Below are 15,193 nucleotides of genomic sequence, written 5' to 3' on the forward strand. Positions count from 1 at the left end.
ACCGTGACCAGACTCAGCGTCGAGATGCTGGCAGCGGACACCGTCGAGCCGATCACGTCCGCGGGCCATGCCCAGCTCGGGATCGCCGTGCTCGCGGGCATCGCCGTCATCGTCCTGCTCATCACCAAGTTCAAGATGCACGCCTTCCTGGCGCTGACCATCGGCTCGCTCGCGCTCGGCGCGTTCGCCGGGGCGCCGCTGGACAAGGTGATCGAAAGCTTCAGCGGCGGGCTCGGCGACACCGTCGCGGGCGTCGGCGTGCTCATCGCGCTCGGCGCGATCCTCGGCAAGCTGCTCGCCGACTCCGGCGGCGCCGACCAGATCGTCGACACGATCCTCGCCAAGGCCGGCAAGTCCGGTGGCAGGGCCATGCCGTGGGCCATGGTGCTCATCGCGGCCGTGATCGGCCTGCCGCTCTTCTTCGAGGTCGGCATCGTCCTGCTGATCCCCGTCGTCCTGATGGTCGCCAAGCGCGGCAACTACTCGCTGATGCGGATCGGCATCCCGGCCCTCGCGGGCCTCTCCGTGATGCACGGTCTGATCCCGCCGCACCCCGGCCCGCTCGTCGCCATCGACGCGGTCGACGCCAACCTCGGGCTCACGCTGGCCCTCGGCATCCTCGTCGCCATCCCGACGGTGATCGTCGCGGGACCCGTCTTCTCGAAGTACGCGGCCAAGTGGGTCGACGTCCAGGCCCCCGAGAAGATGATCCCGGCCCGCGCCTCCGACGACCTGGAGAAGCGTCCGAGCTTCGGCGCCGCCGTCGCGACGATCCTGCTCCCGGTCGTGATGATGCTGGCCAAGGCGCTCGTCGACGTCATCGTGGACAACCCGGACGCCACCGTCCAGCGCGTCTTCGACGTGGTCGGCAACCCGATGATCGCGCTGCTCGTCGCCGTCGTCGTCGGCATGTTCACGCTGGGCCGGCCTGCCGGCTTCACGCGGGGCAAGCTCCTCGCCACCACCGAGAAGTCCCTCGCGCCGATCGCGGGCGTGCTGCTCATCGTCGGTGCCGGTGGTGGCTTCAAGGGCACCCTGGTCGACTCCGGCGTCGGCGAGATGATCATGGAGATCTCCAAGGACTGGGGTCTCCCGACGCTGCTGCTCGCCTGGCTCATCGCGGTCGTCATCCGCGTCGCCACGGGTTCGGCGACGGTCGCCACGGTCTCCGCCGCCGGTCTGGTCGCGCCCCTCGCGGCCAACATGAGCGACTCGCACACGGCGCTGCTCGTGCTCGCCATCGGCGCGGGTTCGCTGTTCTTCAGCCACGTCAACGACGCGGGGTTCTGGCTCGTGAAGGAGTACTTCGGGCTGAGCGTCGGTCAGACGGTGAAGACGTGGTCCGTGATGGAGACGATCATCTCCGTCGTGGCAGGCGCGCTGGTGCTGCTGCTGTCGCTGGTGATCTAGCGGCCGACCGCACCCTACGACGGCGATGGGCGCCCACCACTCGGTGGGCGCCCATCGCCGTTGTGTTGTGCGGCAGCGGTGTCACGGCCTCGGGGCTCCGCCCCGGACCCCGCTCCTCAATCGCCGGAGGGGCTTGATCGGGTCGACTTCTGGTCCAGTTGGAAGGCCTCGTTGCCCAGGCCGATGCGGGCGTGTGCCTGGGGGGAACGGCGTCGCAGGAGGACGCCGTGGACGGCGCCTGCGAGCGCGGCCAGGGCGATCAGGCCGGGGAGGAGCCAGTTGAGGGCGGAGTCGGGGCCCGAGCCGACCAGGACGTCGAAGTCCTTGACCGTGTAGACGGCGATCACGAGGAGGGCGAGGCCCGCCACCGCGGAGGCCGCGAGACGCCACGCCTGGGCCGCCGCCGCGCCGCGGCGGGCGAAGAAGACGATGACCGCGAGGGACGCCGTGGCCATCAGGACGATGACGCCGAGCGCCCCCACGTTGCCGCCCCACGTGAACAGGTGCAGCACCGGCGCCGTCGGGTCGCCGAAGGGCCCGTCGTCGGCCACCGCGAAGCCGATCACGGCGACGAGCGAGATCACCGACTGGAGCACCGAGCCCGTGCCCGGCGCCCCGCTCACCGTGTTCGTCCGGCCGAAGGTGGCGGGCAGCAGCCCCTCACGGCCCATCGCGAACGCGTACCGCGCCACCACGTTGTGGAAGCTGAGCAGCGCCGCGAACATGCCGGTCACGAACAGGACGTGGACGACGTCCGTGAACGCGCCGCCGAGCCGGTCCTCGGTGAGCCCGAAGAGGAGCCCCGCCGACTGCTTGCGGGCCGCGCCGACGATGCCGGAGGGGCCCGTGGCCACCGTCATCGCCCACGAGCTGAAGGCGAAGAACAGGGCGACGCCGCCGACGGCGAGGAACATCACGCGCGGCACCAGGACGTGCGGCCTGCTCGTCTCCTCCGCGTACACCGGCGCCTGCTCGAAGCCGGTGAACGCGGCGATGCAGAAGCACAGCGCCGTGCCGAGCCCGACGCCCGACAGGGTCTCCGGGTTGAACGCGTGCAGGGACAGGCCCTGGGCGCCGGGGTCGCCGATGGCGGCGATGTCGAAGACGACCACGACGGCCACCTCGATGAGGAGCAGCACGCCGAGCACCTTGGCGTTGACGTCGATCTTCAGCAGCCCGAGCGCGCCGACGGCGAGCACCGCCACCAACGCCGGTATCCACCAGGCGAGTTCGACGCTCAGATACTGCTGGGCGAGCCCCGCGACCTCGTAGCCGAACAGGCCGTAGATGCCGACCTGGAGCGCGCTGTAGGCGACGAGCGCGACGAGGGCCGCCGCGGAGCCGGCCGTCGGGCCAAGGCCGCGGGCGATGTACGCGTAGAAGGCGCCGGCGTTGTGCACGTGCCGGCTCAACTCCGCGTAGCCGACGCTGAAGAGGGCGAGGACGACGCCGAGGAGGAGGAAGAGGAGCGGCATGCCGACCACCCCCATCACCGCGAACGTCGTCGGCATGACGCCCGCGACGACGAGCAGCGGCCCGGTCGCGGCCAGCACGGAGAGCAGCAGCCCCGCCGTGCCGAGCCGCCCGGCCCGCAGCGCGCTCGTCTCGCCCAGGTACGTGTGAATGGCCGGGTCCTTCGTGGCCTCGGGCGGTCTCTCGCTGGCGCTCATGGGCGGAGGTCCCTTCCTTGGTGAGGTGTGACGTGCGGTGCTACACCGAGCCGAGCGCGGCGCCGCGCGCGACCCGGAACGCTTCGTAGGGATCGCGGTCGGGGTACGACCAGGGGTGCGGCGTGCTGTGCCGCCCGATCCGGTGGAAGAGGGCGGCGGCCTCGGCGGGCCGGCCCTCGCAGTACTTCGCGTGTGCCAGGTAGTTGAGGTCGATGCGGCCGCGCGGGTGCGGCGCGTCGGGCCGCTCGCGGGCCGCGCCCCACTCCAGCCACCAGTCGAACGCGGCCTTCAGGACGCCGCGGGCCCGCCGCCCCGACCAGTGCCCGGACGCCTTCGGGTCGTCGGCGAGGACTCCGGCGCGGGCGAGCACCCGGTAGCGCTCGGCGTGCGCGACGACCGGCAGCACGGCCAGCGGCGAGTCGGGCGGGGCCTGTTCGGTGGCCCAGGACGCGAAGTCGTACACCTCGTGCAGCGGGTCCTGGCCGACGTCGGCGCGGCGCTCGGCGAGCCGGGCGACCATCAGGTGGTGCGCGTGGTGGTGGCCCGGATGCCGCAGCCTGACCTCGTCGAAGAGCCGTACGACGTCCTCCTCGCTGCCCAACTCGCGCTCCAGGAGCATCAGTCCGAGCAGGGGCGTCGGGTCGTCGGGCACGCGTTCCGCCGCTTCGGCGCAGGCGGCGCGCGCCTTCTCGGGACGGCTGTGGCCCTCGACGGCGCGCACCACGCCCGCGACGGCGAGCAGCACGACGGCGTCCGTGGAGTCGGGTTCGGCGAGCAGCCAGTCGCGGGCCCAGATCCGTGCGGTGGGTTCGCCCGCGAGTCCGAGGACGCGGTGGCCGCGCAGGTCCCAGTCGGAGCCGGTGGCGCGGAGCAGGGAGCGGGCCTCGGTCCAGCGTCCTCGCGCGAGGGCGGATCGGGCGGCGACCAGCTCGGTGTCGTCGAGCGCGGGGTCGCCGAAGACGTGCGGGTGCGCGGGCTTCTTGCGGGAGCGCCCGAGCGGAGGCGGGGGTGGGGGCACCGCGGCGGGGTCCTTACGAATCTTCAGATGTGGGTGGGGTGGACGGCGGGTCGATGATCACGCACAGCAAACCGGTCCGGAGGTGTCCGCGTCAAGGGCGATCGGTGACACAGCTCACCAACTCGCCGAAAACGCTGGCGAGTTAGGGCGTGGTACGCACGGGCGGGTGCGCTCGCGCGCGGTGGGTCCCGGCGGCCGCTATCGTCGGGAGCGTGTCCGTAGTCGTCCTCGTCCTCGCCGTGAGCGCGGCGTTCTGTCTGGGCATCGGTTTCGTCCTCCAGCAGAACGCGGCGGCGCGGGCCCCGCTCGGTGACTTCCTCTCGCCCCGGCTGCTGCTCGACCTGATGCGGGTGCCGCGCTGGCTCGGCGGGATCGGCCTGATGGTGTGCGGGATGGTGCTCGGCGCCATAGCGCTCGGGCGGGGCGAGGTGACCCTCGTCGAACCGCTGCTCGCGACGAATCTGCTGTTCGCCCTGCTGCTCTCGCGGCGGCAGACGAGACAGCCGCTGGGCCGGCAGGGCTGGGCGGGTCTGCTGCTGCTCGCGGGCGGCGTCACGGCGTTCATCGTGGCGGGGCAGCCGCACGGCGGCAGCGCGGTCACCGATCCGCTGCGGCACTGGCTGATCATCGGCGTGATGGTCGGCGGGGCGCTGGGCCTCGCGGCGCTCGCCAAGCGGTCCCGGCTGAGCGCGGGCCCCGCGCTGCTCGCGGTCGCGGCGGGGATGCTGTACGGGGTGCAGGACGCGCTGACGCGGGTGAGCGGTCAGCGGTTCTCCGCAGGCGGCTGGGCGGAGCTGTTCGGCGGCTGGCAGCCGTACGGGGTGCTCGTGCTCGGGGTGACGGGGCTCGTCCTGGTGCAGAGCGCGTTCGAGACGGCGCCGCTGCGGATGTCGCTGCCCGCGCTGACGGCGGCGCAGCCGCTGGCCGGGATCGCGTGCGGCGTGGGCTTCCTCGGCGACCGGCTGCGCACGGACACGGCGGCGCTCGCGTGGGAGGCGGCGGGGCTCGCCGGGGTCGTGGTGGGCGTCGTCCTGCTGGGCCTGCACCCGGCGATGCCGGGGACGGCGACGACCGGCAGGGACCGGGTCGGGGCGCCGCTCTGATCCTTCCGGTCCCTCTAACCTGCGGGGTATGAACCCCGCCGGAGTGAACCCCTCGGAAGAGATCCTCGACATCGTCGACGAGCAGGACCGTGTCGTCGGGCAGTCGCCGCGCGGCGAGGCCTACGCGCGGAACCTGCGCCACCGCTGCGCCTTCATCCTCGCCAGAAACCCGGCGGGCGAGATCTTCGTGCACCGCCGCACCCCCACCAAGCTGGTCTTCCCCTCGCACTACGACATGTTCGTCGGCGGGGTCGTCGGCGCGGGCGAGACGTACGACGCGGCGGCGCTGCGCGAGGCCGAGGAGGAGCTGGGCGTGAGCGGCCTGCCGCAGCCGACGCCGCTGTTCAAGTTCCTGTACGAGGGCGATGCCGGCCAGTCCTGGTGGTCGTACGTCTACGAGGTCGTCTTCGATCTGCCGGTGCGCCCGCAGGCCGAGGAGATCGACTGGCACGCCTTTCTGAGCCCGGCCGAGCTGGAGCGGCGGATCGGCGAGTGGGACTGGACGCCCGACGGGCTCGCCGCGTACGAGCGGTGGAAGGCGCACAGGTGAGCCGGGGGCCCGGAGTGGCCTGAAGGTAATGTGCCGCGCGTGATCGATTTCGTACGCAGTATCCGGCTCTGGTTCGCTCCCGAGCGGATCCGGGAGGAGGGCGACACTCCCGACTACCGCTTCTCGCTCGCCAACGAGCGCACCTTTCTGGCCTGGGTGCGCACCGCGCTCGCGCTGATCGGCGGCGGTTTCGCCGTGGACCAGTTCCTGCCGGACCTGCGCTGGGGCTGGCGGGTCGGGCTCGCGCTCGCGCTGCTCGGGGCGGGCGCGCTGTGCTCGCTGCGGGCCGTCGGGCACTGGGTGCGCAGCGAGCTGGCGATGCGGCGCGGCGAGGACCTGCCGGTGTCGCGGTTCCCCGCGGTGCTCGGCGTGGTGGTGGCCCTGGTCTCGGTGGCCATGGTCGTCATCGTGTTCGTGGGGTGGGAGGGGTGAGCGAGGCGGCGCCGCCCTCCCGGGACCCGGGACTTCAGCCCGCGCGGACCCGCCTGGCGTGGCGGCGTACGACGCTGTCGGGCACGGTCGCCGCGGTGCTCGCGCTCAAGGCGACGCTGGCGAGCGACGCGGGCGTGGTCCGGTTCGTGGCGACGGCGCTGTGCCTGCTGCTCTGGCTGGGGTTCGTGGCGGTCGCGCACCAGCGGATCACCGGGCTCGCGCGGAACGAGGCGGCGCCGCCCGTCATGACCCGGCGGCAGGCCGCGACGGCCGCGCTGTGCACGGTGGCGATCACGCTGTGCGCGGCGGCCCTGATCGTGTGACGCCCGGACGGCTTGGAAGGCTCACTCGTCCCACGGGACCGTGACCACGATCTTCCCCCTCGTCCTGCCGGTCTCGATCAGTTCGTGGGAGCGGGCCGCCTCGTGCAGCGGGAGCGTCTCGTCGACGTGCACGGTCACCACGTCGGCCTCGGCGAGGGCCGAGAGGCGGGCGAGGTCGTCGGCGTCGGGGCGGACCCAGCAGTAGCGGCCGCCGAGCCCGACGACGTCGCCGTCGGCGATGGACGCGAGCCGGCCGCCGGGCGCGAGGAGTTCGGCGGAGACCCGCAGCGTGTCGCCGCCCACGGTGTCGAAGGCCGCGTCGACGCCCTCCGGGGCGAGCGCCCTGACCCGTTCGGCGAGGCCCTCCCCGTACGAGACGGGTTCCCCGCCGAGTTCGCGCACGTAGGCGTGGTTGCGCTCGCTCGCGGTGCCGATGACGCGGGCGCCGAAGTGCCGGGCGAGCTGCACGGCGAACGAGCCGACGCCGCCGGCCGCCGCGTGCACCAGGACGACGTCGCCCTCCCGCACCTCGAGGCCGCCGGTCAGCACCTGGTACGCGGTGAGCCCGGCGAGCGGCAGTCCCGCCGCCTCCTCGAACGTGAGGTTGCGGGGCTTGCGGGCGAGGGTGCGCACGGGCGCGGCGACGTACTCGGCGAAGGTGCCGCGCGACAGGAAGTCCTCCCGTACGTAGCCGATCACCTCGTCGCCCGGCTCGAACTCGGTGACGGCGACGCCGGGCTCGACGACGACACCGGACACGTCCCAGCCGGGGATCACCGGGAACACGGGGTCGAGCAGGGCGTCCAGGTGGCCGGCGCGGCAGTGCCGGTCCACGGGGTTCACGGCGGCGGCGCGCACCTTCACCAGGACCGAGTCCGGGCCCACCTTGGGGTCGCGGACCTCGCCGTACTCCAGGACTTCGGGGCCGCCGTACGAGTGGTAGCTGATCGCCTTCATGGCCGGAGGCTCCCACGGGCGGCGGGCGCGGGCATGCGGGGCGGGGCCGGGCGGGTCAACGGGGCGCCGCGCGGGGAAGGCCGTAAGAACGATCACGTTTCCTGGAGACCCTGGACGCCATACCGACTGGTCGGCATGATGGTCCACCACTGTTGCCCGGATTCTCGGAGGACCGCGATGAGTCACCCCCAAGGCCTCGACCTCGACCGGCTGCGCGCCCATCTGGACCGGGAGCGCCCCGGCCTGGTCGCGGGCCCGCTGACCGGGCGGCTCATCGAGGGCGGTCGCTCGAACCTGACGTACCAGGTGACCGACGGGACCACGAAGTGGGTGGTGCGCAGGCCGCCGCTGGGGCACGTGCTCGCGACCGCGCACGACATGAAGCGCGAGCACCGGGTGATCGCGGGCCTGCACCCGACGAACGTGCCGGTGCCCGAGCCGGTGCTGCTGTGCGAGGACGAGGAGGTGCTGGGGGCGCCGTTCTACGTCATGGAGTTCGTGGACGGGACGCCGTACCGGACCTCCGACCAGCTCGCGCCGCTCGGCCCCGAGCGGACCCGGGCCGCCGTGCTCGGGCTCGTGGACACGCTCGTCGACCTGCACGCCGTGGACCCGGAGGCCGTGGGGCTCGGTGACTTCGGGCGTCCCGACGGCTTCCTCGACCGGCAGCTGCGGCGCTGGGGCAAGCAGCTGGACGCCTCCCGCAACCGGGACCTCGCCGGGATCGACGAGCTCCAGGCCGCGCTCGGCCGCGAGCTGCCGACGTCGCCCGCGCCGACGATCGTGCACGGCGACTACCGGCTCGACAACGTCCTCGTACGCCAGGACCCGGACGGGGTCGACCGGATCAAGGCGATCCTCGACTGGGAGATGTCGACGCTCGGCGACCCGCTCACCGACGTCGGCCTGCTGGCCATGTACAGCGCGAAGCTGGACATGCCCGACTCCCCCATCTCGACGACGGCGTCCGCGCCGGGCCACCCGACCCCGGCCGAGCTGATCGAGCGCTACGCCGAGCGCTCGGGCCGCGACGTCTCGGCGATCTCCTGGTACACCGCCTTCGCCTGGTTCAAGCTCGCGGTGATCCTGGAGGGCATCCACTACCGCTACACCCTCGGCCAGACGGTCGGCGCCGGCTTCGACCGCATCGGCGAGCTGGTCCCGGTCTTCATCGACCACGGCCTGCGCACCCTGAAGCAGGGCTGAGGCCCGCCCGCCGCTACGGCCGCAGCGCGCGCAGCAGCAGGTCGGCCAGCTGGTCCGCCAGCTGCTGCGGCGTCAGCGGCCCGTCCGGCCGGTACCACGTGGACAGGTGGTGGATCGAGCCGAAGTGGTAGTCGACCACCAGATCGGCCGGCGTCTCCGTGGTGAAGACCCCGGCCTGCTGGCCCTCCTCGATCAGCGCGCGGAACCGCTCGTGGTAGCGGCGCCGCTCGGCCCGCACCTGCTTGTTCTTCTCCGGGCTGAGGTGGTGCATGGACCGGAAGAAGATCGACGCGTCGTCGAGGTTCTCGATGGTGGTGACGACGACGTCGGCCGCCGCCTCCCGCAGCCGCTTGTCCACCGGCTCGTCCCGGTCCGCGAACGCGTCGAGCCGCTCCTGCTGGAGCCGCAGCACGCGCGCGTACACCTCGTGCAGCAGATCGTCCTTCGACCCGAAGTAGTGGTAGAGGGCGCCCTTCGTGACGCCCGCCGCCTCGACGATCTCCTGCACCGACGTGCGGTCGTAGCCGCGGTCGGCGAACAGCCGGGTGGCGGCCGCGAGGAGTCGTTGCGGGACGGGCGTGCCGTCGCCGTCGGTCGTCCTGGGCACTGCCGCCACCTGCCTTTCCGTAGTTCTCAGCCTCGTACTGACGGGGAACGCAGTTCCCGCCGGAGGATCTTCCCACTTGCCGTCTTCGGCAGTTCGGAAAGGACCTCCACCTCGCGCGGGTACTTGTACGCGGCGAGGCGTTCCTTGCAGTACGCGGACAGCTCGTCGGGGCTCGCCTCGGCTCCCGGGCGCAGGCTCACGTACGCCTTGACGCTCTCGCCCCGGTACGCGTCGGGGATGCCGACGACCGCCGCCTCGCGCACGGCCGGGTGACCGTAGAGGACGTCCTCGACCTCGCGCGGCCAGACCTTGAACCCGGACGCGTTGATCATGTCCTTCTTGCGGTCGACGACGTACAGCCAGCCGTCCGCATCCATGAAGCCGATGTCGCCGGTGCGCAGCTCCCCGTCGGGGAAGCCCTCGGCGGTGGCCTCCGGGCGGCGCCAGTAGCCGGGCACGACCTGCGGGCCGCGGACCGCGATCTCGCCCTGCTCACCGAAGGGGACGTCCGCGCCGTTGTCGTCGACGATCCGGACCACCGAGTCGGGCCCCGGCACGCCGACCGCGAGCGTCCCCGACGCCGGGTCGACGGGCGCCTCGACGCCCGGCGGCACGGACGCGCAGGGCGCGGTGCACTCGGTGAGCCCGTAGCCGTTGTGGATGTACGGGCCGAAGGACGCGCGGAACTTCTCGACCAGGGCGGGCGGCACGGGCGCGCCGCCCGAGGAGATCGAGTGGAACGACACGAAGTGCTCGCGGGTGGCCTGCGGCTGAGCCCCGAGCGCCATGAAGGCGGTCGAGGGGCCGACGGTGTACGCGGGCCGGTGCTCGGTGAACGCGTCGAGGACGACGCCCGGCTCGAAGCGGTAGGCGAGCGCGAGCGTCCCGGCGTTGGCGAAGGAGGCGACCAGTTCGCAGACCATGCCGGTGATGTGGAAGAGCGGCGCGAGTGCGAAGTAGACGGCGCCTTCCGGGAGGCCGAGGCCCGTGCGCTGGCGCTCCGCGTTGAAGGTGATGTTGCGGTGCAGGTTGGTGGCGCCCTTCGGAGTGCCGCTCGTGCCGGACGTGTAGCTGATCAACGCGATGTCGTCGCCGGTGAGTTCGCGGCCCTCCGGCGCCTTGTGACCGGCGTGCGCGACCGCGACGAGGTCGTCCGCGTCGGACGCCGCCGGTTCGACCCGCTCGAAGTTCAGGACCCGCTCGTCGTTGCGGGTCTGGAGGTCCAGCTCGCAGGCGGTCAGGGCGATGCGCACGGGCGAGTCGGCCGCGGTCTCGCGCAGGTACGACTCCCAGGCCCGGTCCGAGCAGACGATGCCGGTGACCTCGGCGTCGTGCAGGACGTGCCGCACCTCCCCCGCCTTGTACATCGGGTTGACCGGCACCACGACGGCGCCCGCCTTGAACGCGCCGAGCAGCGCGAGCACGAAGTGCGGCGAGTTCTGCAGCATGATCGCGACACGGTCGCCGCGCTCCAGGCCGCGCGCGGCGAGGTGGCCGGCCACGGAGTCGGAGAGCGCGTCCACGTCTGCGTACGAGAGGCGGCCGTCGAAGTAGGCGAGGGCCGTGCGGTCCGGGGCCCTGCGTGCCGCGTCGGCGAACGCGTGGACGACGGTGGCGGCCGGGTCGACCGGGGCCTTCTGGGCCTCGTTGAGGACGGCGAGCCAGGGCCTGGCCGCGTAGATCGAACCGGTCTGTCCCTGCGAATCGTGCACCATCGATCTCCTTCGAAAGCTCCCCGAATGCTCCGGCTGCCCCGGCAGACTAACCAGTCGGTATGTCGCCGGGAAAGACCTTCACGGCGTCGGCTCGTTCCGCGGGGGGCATTCCGCGACTAGCGTGCGTGACCATCCGGTCCCGAAGATCACGGAGGTTCACCCATGAAGGTGTCGAGACGAGGGCTGCTCGCGGCGGGTGCGGGCGTCGCGGGTGGCCTGGGCGTGGGCGGCGCGACGGCGAGCGCCGCCCCGGGCATCGGCGGTCCCCGCCTGCGTACCGGGTTCGAGCGCCTGGTGGACAGCGGCTACGCGGTTCTCGCGGGCCAGAAGGTCGGCATGGTCACCAACCCGACCGGTGTCACCCGCGACGTCCGGCACATCGTCGACGTGATGCACGCCGACGAGCGGGTCGATCTGAAGGCGGTGTTCGGGCCCGAGCACGGCTTCCGCGGCACGGCGCAGGCCGGTGGCTCGGAGGGCAAGACGGAGGACCCGGCCACCAAACTGCCCGTCTACGACACGTACCTGAAGAGCGGTCAGGCGCTGGCCGACATCTTCACGGAGTCCGGCGTCGACACGATCGTCTTCGACATCCAGGACGTCGGCGCGCGCTTCTACACGTACATCTGGACGCTCTACGACTGCATGGAGGCGGCGCAGCTGGCCAGGAAGCGGTTCGTGGTGCTCGACCGCCCGAACCCGGTCACCGGCCGCGACGCGTACGGGCCGATCCTGGACCGGAAGTACGCGAGCTTCGTGGGCCGCAGGGAGATCGCGCAGGCGCACGGCATGACGGTCACCGAGCTGGCCCGCCTGTTCAACGGCGAGTACCTGGAGCACCCCGTCGAGCTGGAGACGGTCACCATGACCGGCTGGAAGCGGCGCGACTTCTACGACGCGTCGGGCCTGCCGTGGGTGCCGCCGAGCCCGAACATGCCGACGCCCGACACGGCGCTCGTGTACTCCGGCACCTGCATGTTCGAGGGCACGCTGCTCTCCGAGGGCCGCGGCACGACCCGCCCGTTCGAGCTGCTCGGCGCCGAGGGCATCGACGCGGGCTGGGCGGCCGCCGCGAACGAACTCGGCCTCCCCGGTGTGCACTTCAGGGAGGCGTACTTCGCGCCGACATTTTCCAAGTTCCAGGGCAAGACGATCGGCGGCGTCCAGATCCACGTCGACGACCGCGAGGCGTTCGAGCCGGTGCGGACCGGCATCGGCCTGCTCGTGACGGCCAAGAAGACGTGGAAGGGCTTCGGCTGGCGCCCGGACAACGCGATCGACCGCCTCACCGGCTCCACGCGGGTGCGCACGATGGTCGACGCGGGCGCCTCCACGGACGAGATCGTCGGCGCGTGGCAGGAGGAACTGGCCGCGTTCCGCGCGGTCCGCCGCGGATACCTCATGTACAAGTGACCGCCATCTCGGCATCCGGGACGGGCGTTCCGGGATATTGACTGGGCCGTACACGGACAACGACAGTCTGCTCGTGCTCAAAGACGAATCGACCAGGGAAGACGCCGCCACGGCCGCGGCGGCCCCGGCCTCCGAACCGGAGAGCCTGCGCCGCGTGGCCGTGGCCAGCTTCATCGGCACGGCCATCGAGTTCTACGACTTCTACGTCTACGGAACGGCCGCGGCGCTCGTCCTGAACGCCGCGTTCTTCCCGAACCTCACCCCGATCAACGCCACCCTGGCCTCGTTCTCGACGTACGCCGTCGCGTTCGCGGCCCGCCCGATCGGCTCGCTGGTCTTCGGTCACTTCGGCGACCGGATCGGCCGCAAGTCGGTCCTGGTGGCCTCGCTGCTCCTGATGGGCCTGTCGACGGCCTTCGTCGGACTGCTGCCCGGATACGGCACGTTGGGCCTTTGGGCGCCGATCCTCCTCGTCCTGCTGCGCTTCCTCCAGGGCGTCGGGCTCGGCGGCGAATGGGGCGGGGCCGCGCTGCTCGCGGTGGAGCACGCGCCGCGCGGCAAGCGCGGACTGTTCGCCGCGTTCCCGCAACTCGGCCCGTCCGTGGGCTTCTTCGCCGCGACCGGCATCTTCTGGCTGCTCTCCGAGTCCCTCTCGGACGAGGCGTTCCGTTCGTGGGGCTGGCGCATCCCGTTCCTGCTGTCGTTCCTCCTCGTCGCGGTCGGCCTGTTCGTCCGTCTGAAGATCAGCGAGACGCCGGTCTTCGCGAAGGTGATGGCGGAGCAGGAGGCCAGCAAGGCGCCCGCCCTCGAGGTGTTCAAGCGGCACCCGAAGGAGATCCTGCTCGGCGCCGGCGGCATGATCATCGCGTACGGGCTCTTCTACACGGCCACGACGTACTGCCTCGCCTACGGCACGGCGACGCTCGGCGTCCCGCGCTCCACGATGCTCGCCGTGTCGCTGGTGGCCTGTCTGTTCCTCGCGGCCGGCACCTGGCTCGCGGCGACGCGCTCCGACGCGGGCGGGCGGCGCAGGATGGTGCTCGGTGGCTCGGTCCTCGCGATCGTGTGGGGCCTGGTGCTGTTCCCGCTGATGGACACCGAGAAGCCGCTGCTCATCGCGCTCGCGCTCGGCGGCGCCCTGTTCTGCATGGGCGTCGTGTACGGGCCGATGGGCGCGTACCTGCCGGAGCTGTTCGGGGCGAAGGTCCGCTACTCCGGGGCCTCCTTCGCGTACAACCTGGGCGGTGTGCTCGGCGGCGCGGTGTCCCCGCTGATCGCGACGCGGCTCCAGGGGGCGCTCGGGTCCTCGTCGGTGGGGTGGTACGTCAGCGCGATGGCCATCGTGTCACTGCTGTGCGTGCTGGGGCTCCCGGAGACGCGGGAGCGTCAACTCGGTTGAGTTGTCCGCCCTTTGACGGCGGAACATCTGGCCAACCCCCTGGGGCGGCGGGACGATGCGCGGCACGCGTTGTCGTACGACGCCTTCCACGGGGGTTTCGCCATGTCCGCATCCCAGGCTCCTGAAGTCAACGTCCGGCCGTACTGGGAGCTGACGTTCGACGCCGACGGCGATCCGGACGTCGGTCAGCTCGCGCGTCTGCTGCGCCAGGCCCATCAGGTGCGCGACCTGGTGGTCTTCGCGCACGGCTGGAACAACGACCACTCCATCGCGACCCGCCTCTACGACCGCTTCCTCGCCCCGTTCCCGGCCCTCGCGCCCGGCGCCTCCGTCGGGTACGTGGGGGTGTTCTGGCCGTCGATGCGGTTCACGGACGAGAAGATCCCGGACTTCGACCGGTCGGCCGCGTCCCCGGTGCCGCGCACCACGCTCGACAAGGGCACCCGGCAGGCGCTCGCCGAAGTCTTCCCGCGCGGCGCGCCCGTCGTCGACCTGCTGGCGCGGCGCCTGGAGGAGCAGCGGGACGCGTCGTCCGCGTTCGACGAGTTCGGCGGCCTGGTACGGCAGCTGGTCGGGGTCGGCCCCGCGACGGCGGGATCCGACACCACGGAGGACGGCGGCCGGCACGGCATGCCCGCGATGCTGCACGAGGACACCCGGGCGATGTGCCTGGAGTTCGCGGCGGCCCTGGAGACGGCCGCGGGCCCGGAAGCGGCGGCGGCCTTCACCCTGCCCGGCGGGCTCGCGAAGGCGTGGAAGGGGGCCCACGAACTGCTGCGTCAGGCCACGTACTTCGCGATGAAGCGACGGGCGGGGAAGGTCGGTCAGGCGGGGCTCGGCCCGGCGCTCGGCCGGCTCGCCGAGGAGGCGCCGGGGCTGCGGGTGCACCTCGTCGGGCACAGCTTCGGCGCGCGGCTCGTCTCGTTCGCGCTCGCCGGAATGCCGAAGTCGGCCCACAACGTGAAGTCCGTGACGCTCCTTCAGGGCGCCTTCTCGCACTACGTGTTCGCGCGCCGCGGCGCCCTGAACGGCCGGCAGTCCCGTGTCGACGGCCCCCTCGTGGCGTGCTTCTCGCGCCACGACACCGCGCTGAGCGTGATGTACCCGCTGGCCTCCCGGCTCGCGGGCGACGACCGGGCGCTGGTCGACCTCGGCGAGCGGTGGGGCGCGCTCGGCCACGACGGCTTCAAGGACGTCGACGGCGCGGTCCGTTTCACCCTGGCGGACGTGCTGCGCGCCGGGGTGCCGGGCGCGGGCTGTGTGAGCGTGGACGCGGCGCAGGTGGTGCGCGACGGGCCCCCGCCGTCGGGGGCCCACAGCGACATCTGCCACGCGGAGCTGGCGCGAGTGGTGCTCGGCGCGGGGCGGATCACCCGGTAGGCGACCCGCC

The 15,193-nt window shown here is 72.3% G+C and carries 14 protein-coding genes; 9 read left to right on the forward strand and 5 right to left on the reverse strand.

Features of this window, described 5'->3' with window-relative positions:
* The first annotated feature begins 3 nt into the window (after positions 1-3).
* Positions 4-1,410 (forward strand): GntT/GntP/DsdX family permease, encoded by a 1,407-nt coding sequence (locus ACTWJ8_RS10200; protein ID WP_356387610.1) that lies wholly within the window; start codon positions 4-6, stop codon positions 1,408-1,410.
* 116 nt (positions 1,411-1,526) lie between these two features.
* Here ACTWJ8_RS10200 and ACTWJ8_RS10205 read toward each other — a convergent pair whose 3' ends face one another.
* The gene (locus tag ACTWJ8_RS10205; protein ID WP_443263631.1) at positions 1,527-3,080 is read right to left on the reverse strand and encodes an APC family permease; all 1,554 of its coding nucleotides are present in this window, start codon (positions 3,078-3,080) and stop codon (positions 1,527-1,529) included.
* A gap of 40 nt (positions 3,081-3,120) precedes the next feature.
* The gene (locus ACTWJ8_RS10210; RefSeq protein WP_356387616.1) at positions 3,121-4,098 is read right to left on the reverse strand and encodes a hypothetical protein; all 978 of its coding nucleotides are present in this window, start codon (positions 4,096-4,098) and stop codon (positions 3,121-3,123) included.
* Between the two features lie 212 nt (positions 4,099-4,310).
* Between ACTWJ8_RS10210 and ACTWJ8_RS10215 the strand changes: the two genes are divergently transcribed.
* The 4 genes from ACTWJ8_RS10215 to ACTWJ8_RS10230 are packed head-to-tail and all read left to right on the forward strand — an operon-like array spanning position 4,311 to position 6,506.
* Entirely contained in the window at positions 4,311-5,201 is an 891-nt protein-coding gene (locus ACTWJ8_RS10215) for a DMT family transporter (protein ID WP_356387618.1), read from the forward strand.
* 28 nt (positions 5,202-5,229) lie between these two features.
* Entirely contained in the window at positions 5,230-5,751 is a 522-nt protein-coding gene (locus ACTWJ8_RS10220; protein ID WP_356387621.1) for an NUDIX hydrolase, read from the forward strand.
* 39 nt (positions 5,752-5,790) lie between these two features.
* Positions 5,791-6,183, forward strand: a complete 393-nt coding sequence (locus ACTWJ8_RS10225; RefSeq protein ID WP_356387624.1) for a YidH family protein — start codon at positions 5,791-5,793, stop codon at positions 6,181-6,183.
* The gene (locus ACTWJ8_RS10230) at positions 6,180-6,506 is read left to right on the forward strand and encodes a DUF202 domain-containing protein (RefSeq protein WP_356387626.1); all 327 of its coding nucleotides are present in this window, start codon (positions 6,180-6,182) and stop codon (positions 6,504-6,506) included. Before ACTWJ8_RS10225 ends, ACTWJ8_RS10230 begins: the two co-directional genes overlap by 4 nt.
* 21 nt (positions 6,507-6,527) lie before the next feature.
* Here the strand turns inward: ACTWJ8_RS10230 and ACTWJ8_RS10235 are convergent, their stop codons facing one another.
* Complete coding sequence (locus ACTWJ8_RS10235; RefSeq protein WP_443263632.1) at positions 6,528-7,463, reverse strand: NADP-dependent oxidoreductase; 936 nt, start codon at positions 7,461-7,463, stop codon at positions 6,528-6,530.
* Positions 7,464-7,640: 177 nt separating this feature from the next.
* Here ACTWJ8_RS10235 and ACTWJ8_RS10240 point away from each other — a divergent pair, with 177 nt between their 5' ends.
* Entirely contained in the window at positions 7,641-8,669 is a 1,029-nt protein-coding gene (locus tag ACTWJ8_RS10240; RefSeq protein ID WP_443263633.1) for a phosphotransferase family protein, read from the forward strand.
* A 13-nt stretch (positions 8,670-8,682) separates the two neighbouring features.
* On the opposite strand, the gene ACTWJ8_RS10245 is transcribed toward ACTWJ8_RS10240, so the two are convergent.
* Complete coding sequence (locus ACTWJ8_RS10245; protein ID WP_356387634.1) at positions 8,683-9,276, reverse strand: TetR/AcrR family transcriptional regulator; 594 nt, start codon at positions 9,274-9,276, stop codon at positions 8,683-8,685.
* A gap of 26 nt (positions 9,277-9,302) precedes the next feature.
* Positions 9,303-10,991 carry a class I adenylate-forming enzyme family protein gene (locus ACTWJ8_RS10250; protein WP_443263634.1) on the reverse strand — a complete coding sequence of 563 codons (1,689 nt, stop codon included), beginning with the start codon at positions 10,989-10,991 and terminating at the stop codon, positions 9,303-9,305.
* A gap of 162 nt (positions 10,992-11,153) precedes the next feature.
* Here ACTWJ8_RS10250 and ACTWJ8_RS10255 point away from each other — a divergent pair, with 162 nt between their 5' ends.
* The 3 genes from ACTWJ8_RS10255 (at position 11,154) to ACTWJ8_RS10265 (ending at position 15,183) form a co-directional block, all read left to right on the forward strand.
* Positions 11,154-12,404 carry an exo-beta-N-acetylmuramidase NamZ family protein gene (locus ACTWJ8_RS10255; protein WP_443263635.1) on the forward strand — a complete coding sequence of 417 codons (1,251 nt, stop codon included), beginning with the start codon at positions 11,154-11,156 and terminating at the stop codon, positions 12,402-12,404.
* A gap of 73 nt (positions 12,405-12,477) precedes the next feature.
* Positions 12,478-13,803, forward strand: a complete 1,326-nt coding sequence (locus tag ACTWJ8_RS10260) for an MFS transporter (RefSeq protein WP_443263636.1) — start codon at positions 12,478-12,480, stop codon at positions 13,801-13,803.
* A gap of 102 nt (positions 13,804-13,905) precedes the next feature.
* Positions 13,906-15,183 carry a serine-threonine protein kinase gene (locus tag ACTWJ8_RS10265; protein WP_443263638.1) on the forward strand — a complete coding sequence of 426 codons (1,278 nt, stop codon included), beginning with the start codon at positions 13,906-13,908 and terminating at the stop codon, positions 15,181-15,183.
* Positions 15,184-15,193 lie beyond the last annotated feature (10 nt).

The organism is Streptomyces sp. SDT5-1 (assembly GCF_052245995.1).
In the GTDB taxonomy this organism is placed as follows: Bacteria; Actinomycetota; Actinomycetes; order Streptomycetales; family Streptomycetaceae; genus Streptomyces.

What these genes read in the sequence shown, in the direction of transcription:
- ACTWJ8_RS10220 (WP_356387621.1), top strand. Translation starts at nt 5,230, where the DNA reads ATGAACCCCGCCGGAGTGAACCCCTCGGAAGAGATCCTCGACATCGTC.
- ACTWJ8_RS10205 (WP_443263631.1), bottom strand. Translation starts at nt 3,080, where the DNA reads ATGAGCGCCAGCGAGAGACCGCCCGAGGCCACGAAGGACCCGGCCATT.
- ACTWJ8_RS10265 (WP_443263638.1), top strand. Translation starts at nt 13,906, where the DNA reads ATGTCCGCATCCCAGGCTCCTGAAGTCAACGTCCGGCCGTACTGGGAG.
- ACTWJ8_RS10235 (WP_443263632.1), bottom strand. Translation starts at nt 7,463, where the DNA reads ATGAAGGCGATCAGCTACCACTCGTACGGCGGCCCCGAAGTCCTGGAG.
- ACTWJ8_RS10240 (WP_443263633.1), top strand. Translation starts at nt 7,641, where the DNA reads ATGAGTCACCCCCAAGGCCTCGACCTCGACCGGCTGCGCGCCCATCTG.
- ACTWJ8_RS10250 (WP_443263634.1), bottom strand. Translation starts at nt 10,991, where the DNA reads ATGGTGCACGATTCGCAGGGACAGACCGGTTCGATCTACGCGGCCAGG.
- ACTWJ8_RS10255 (WP_443263635.1), top strand. Translation starts at nt 11,154, where the DNA reads ATGAAGGTGTCGAGACGAGGGCTGCTCGCGGCGGGTGCGGGCGTCGCG.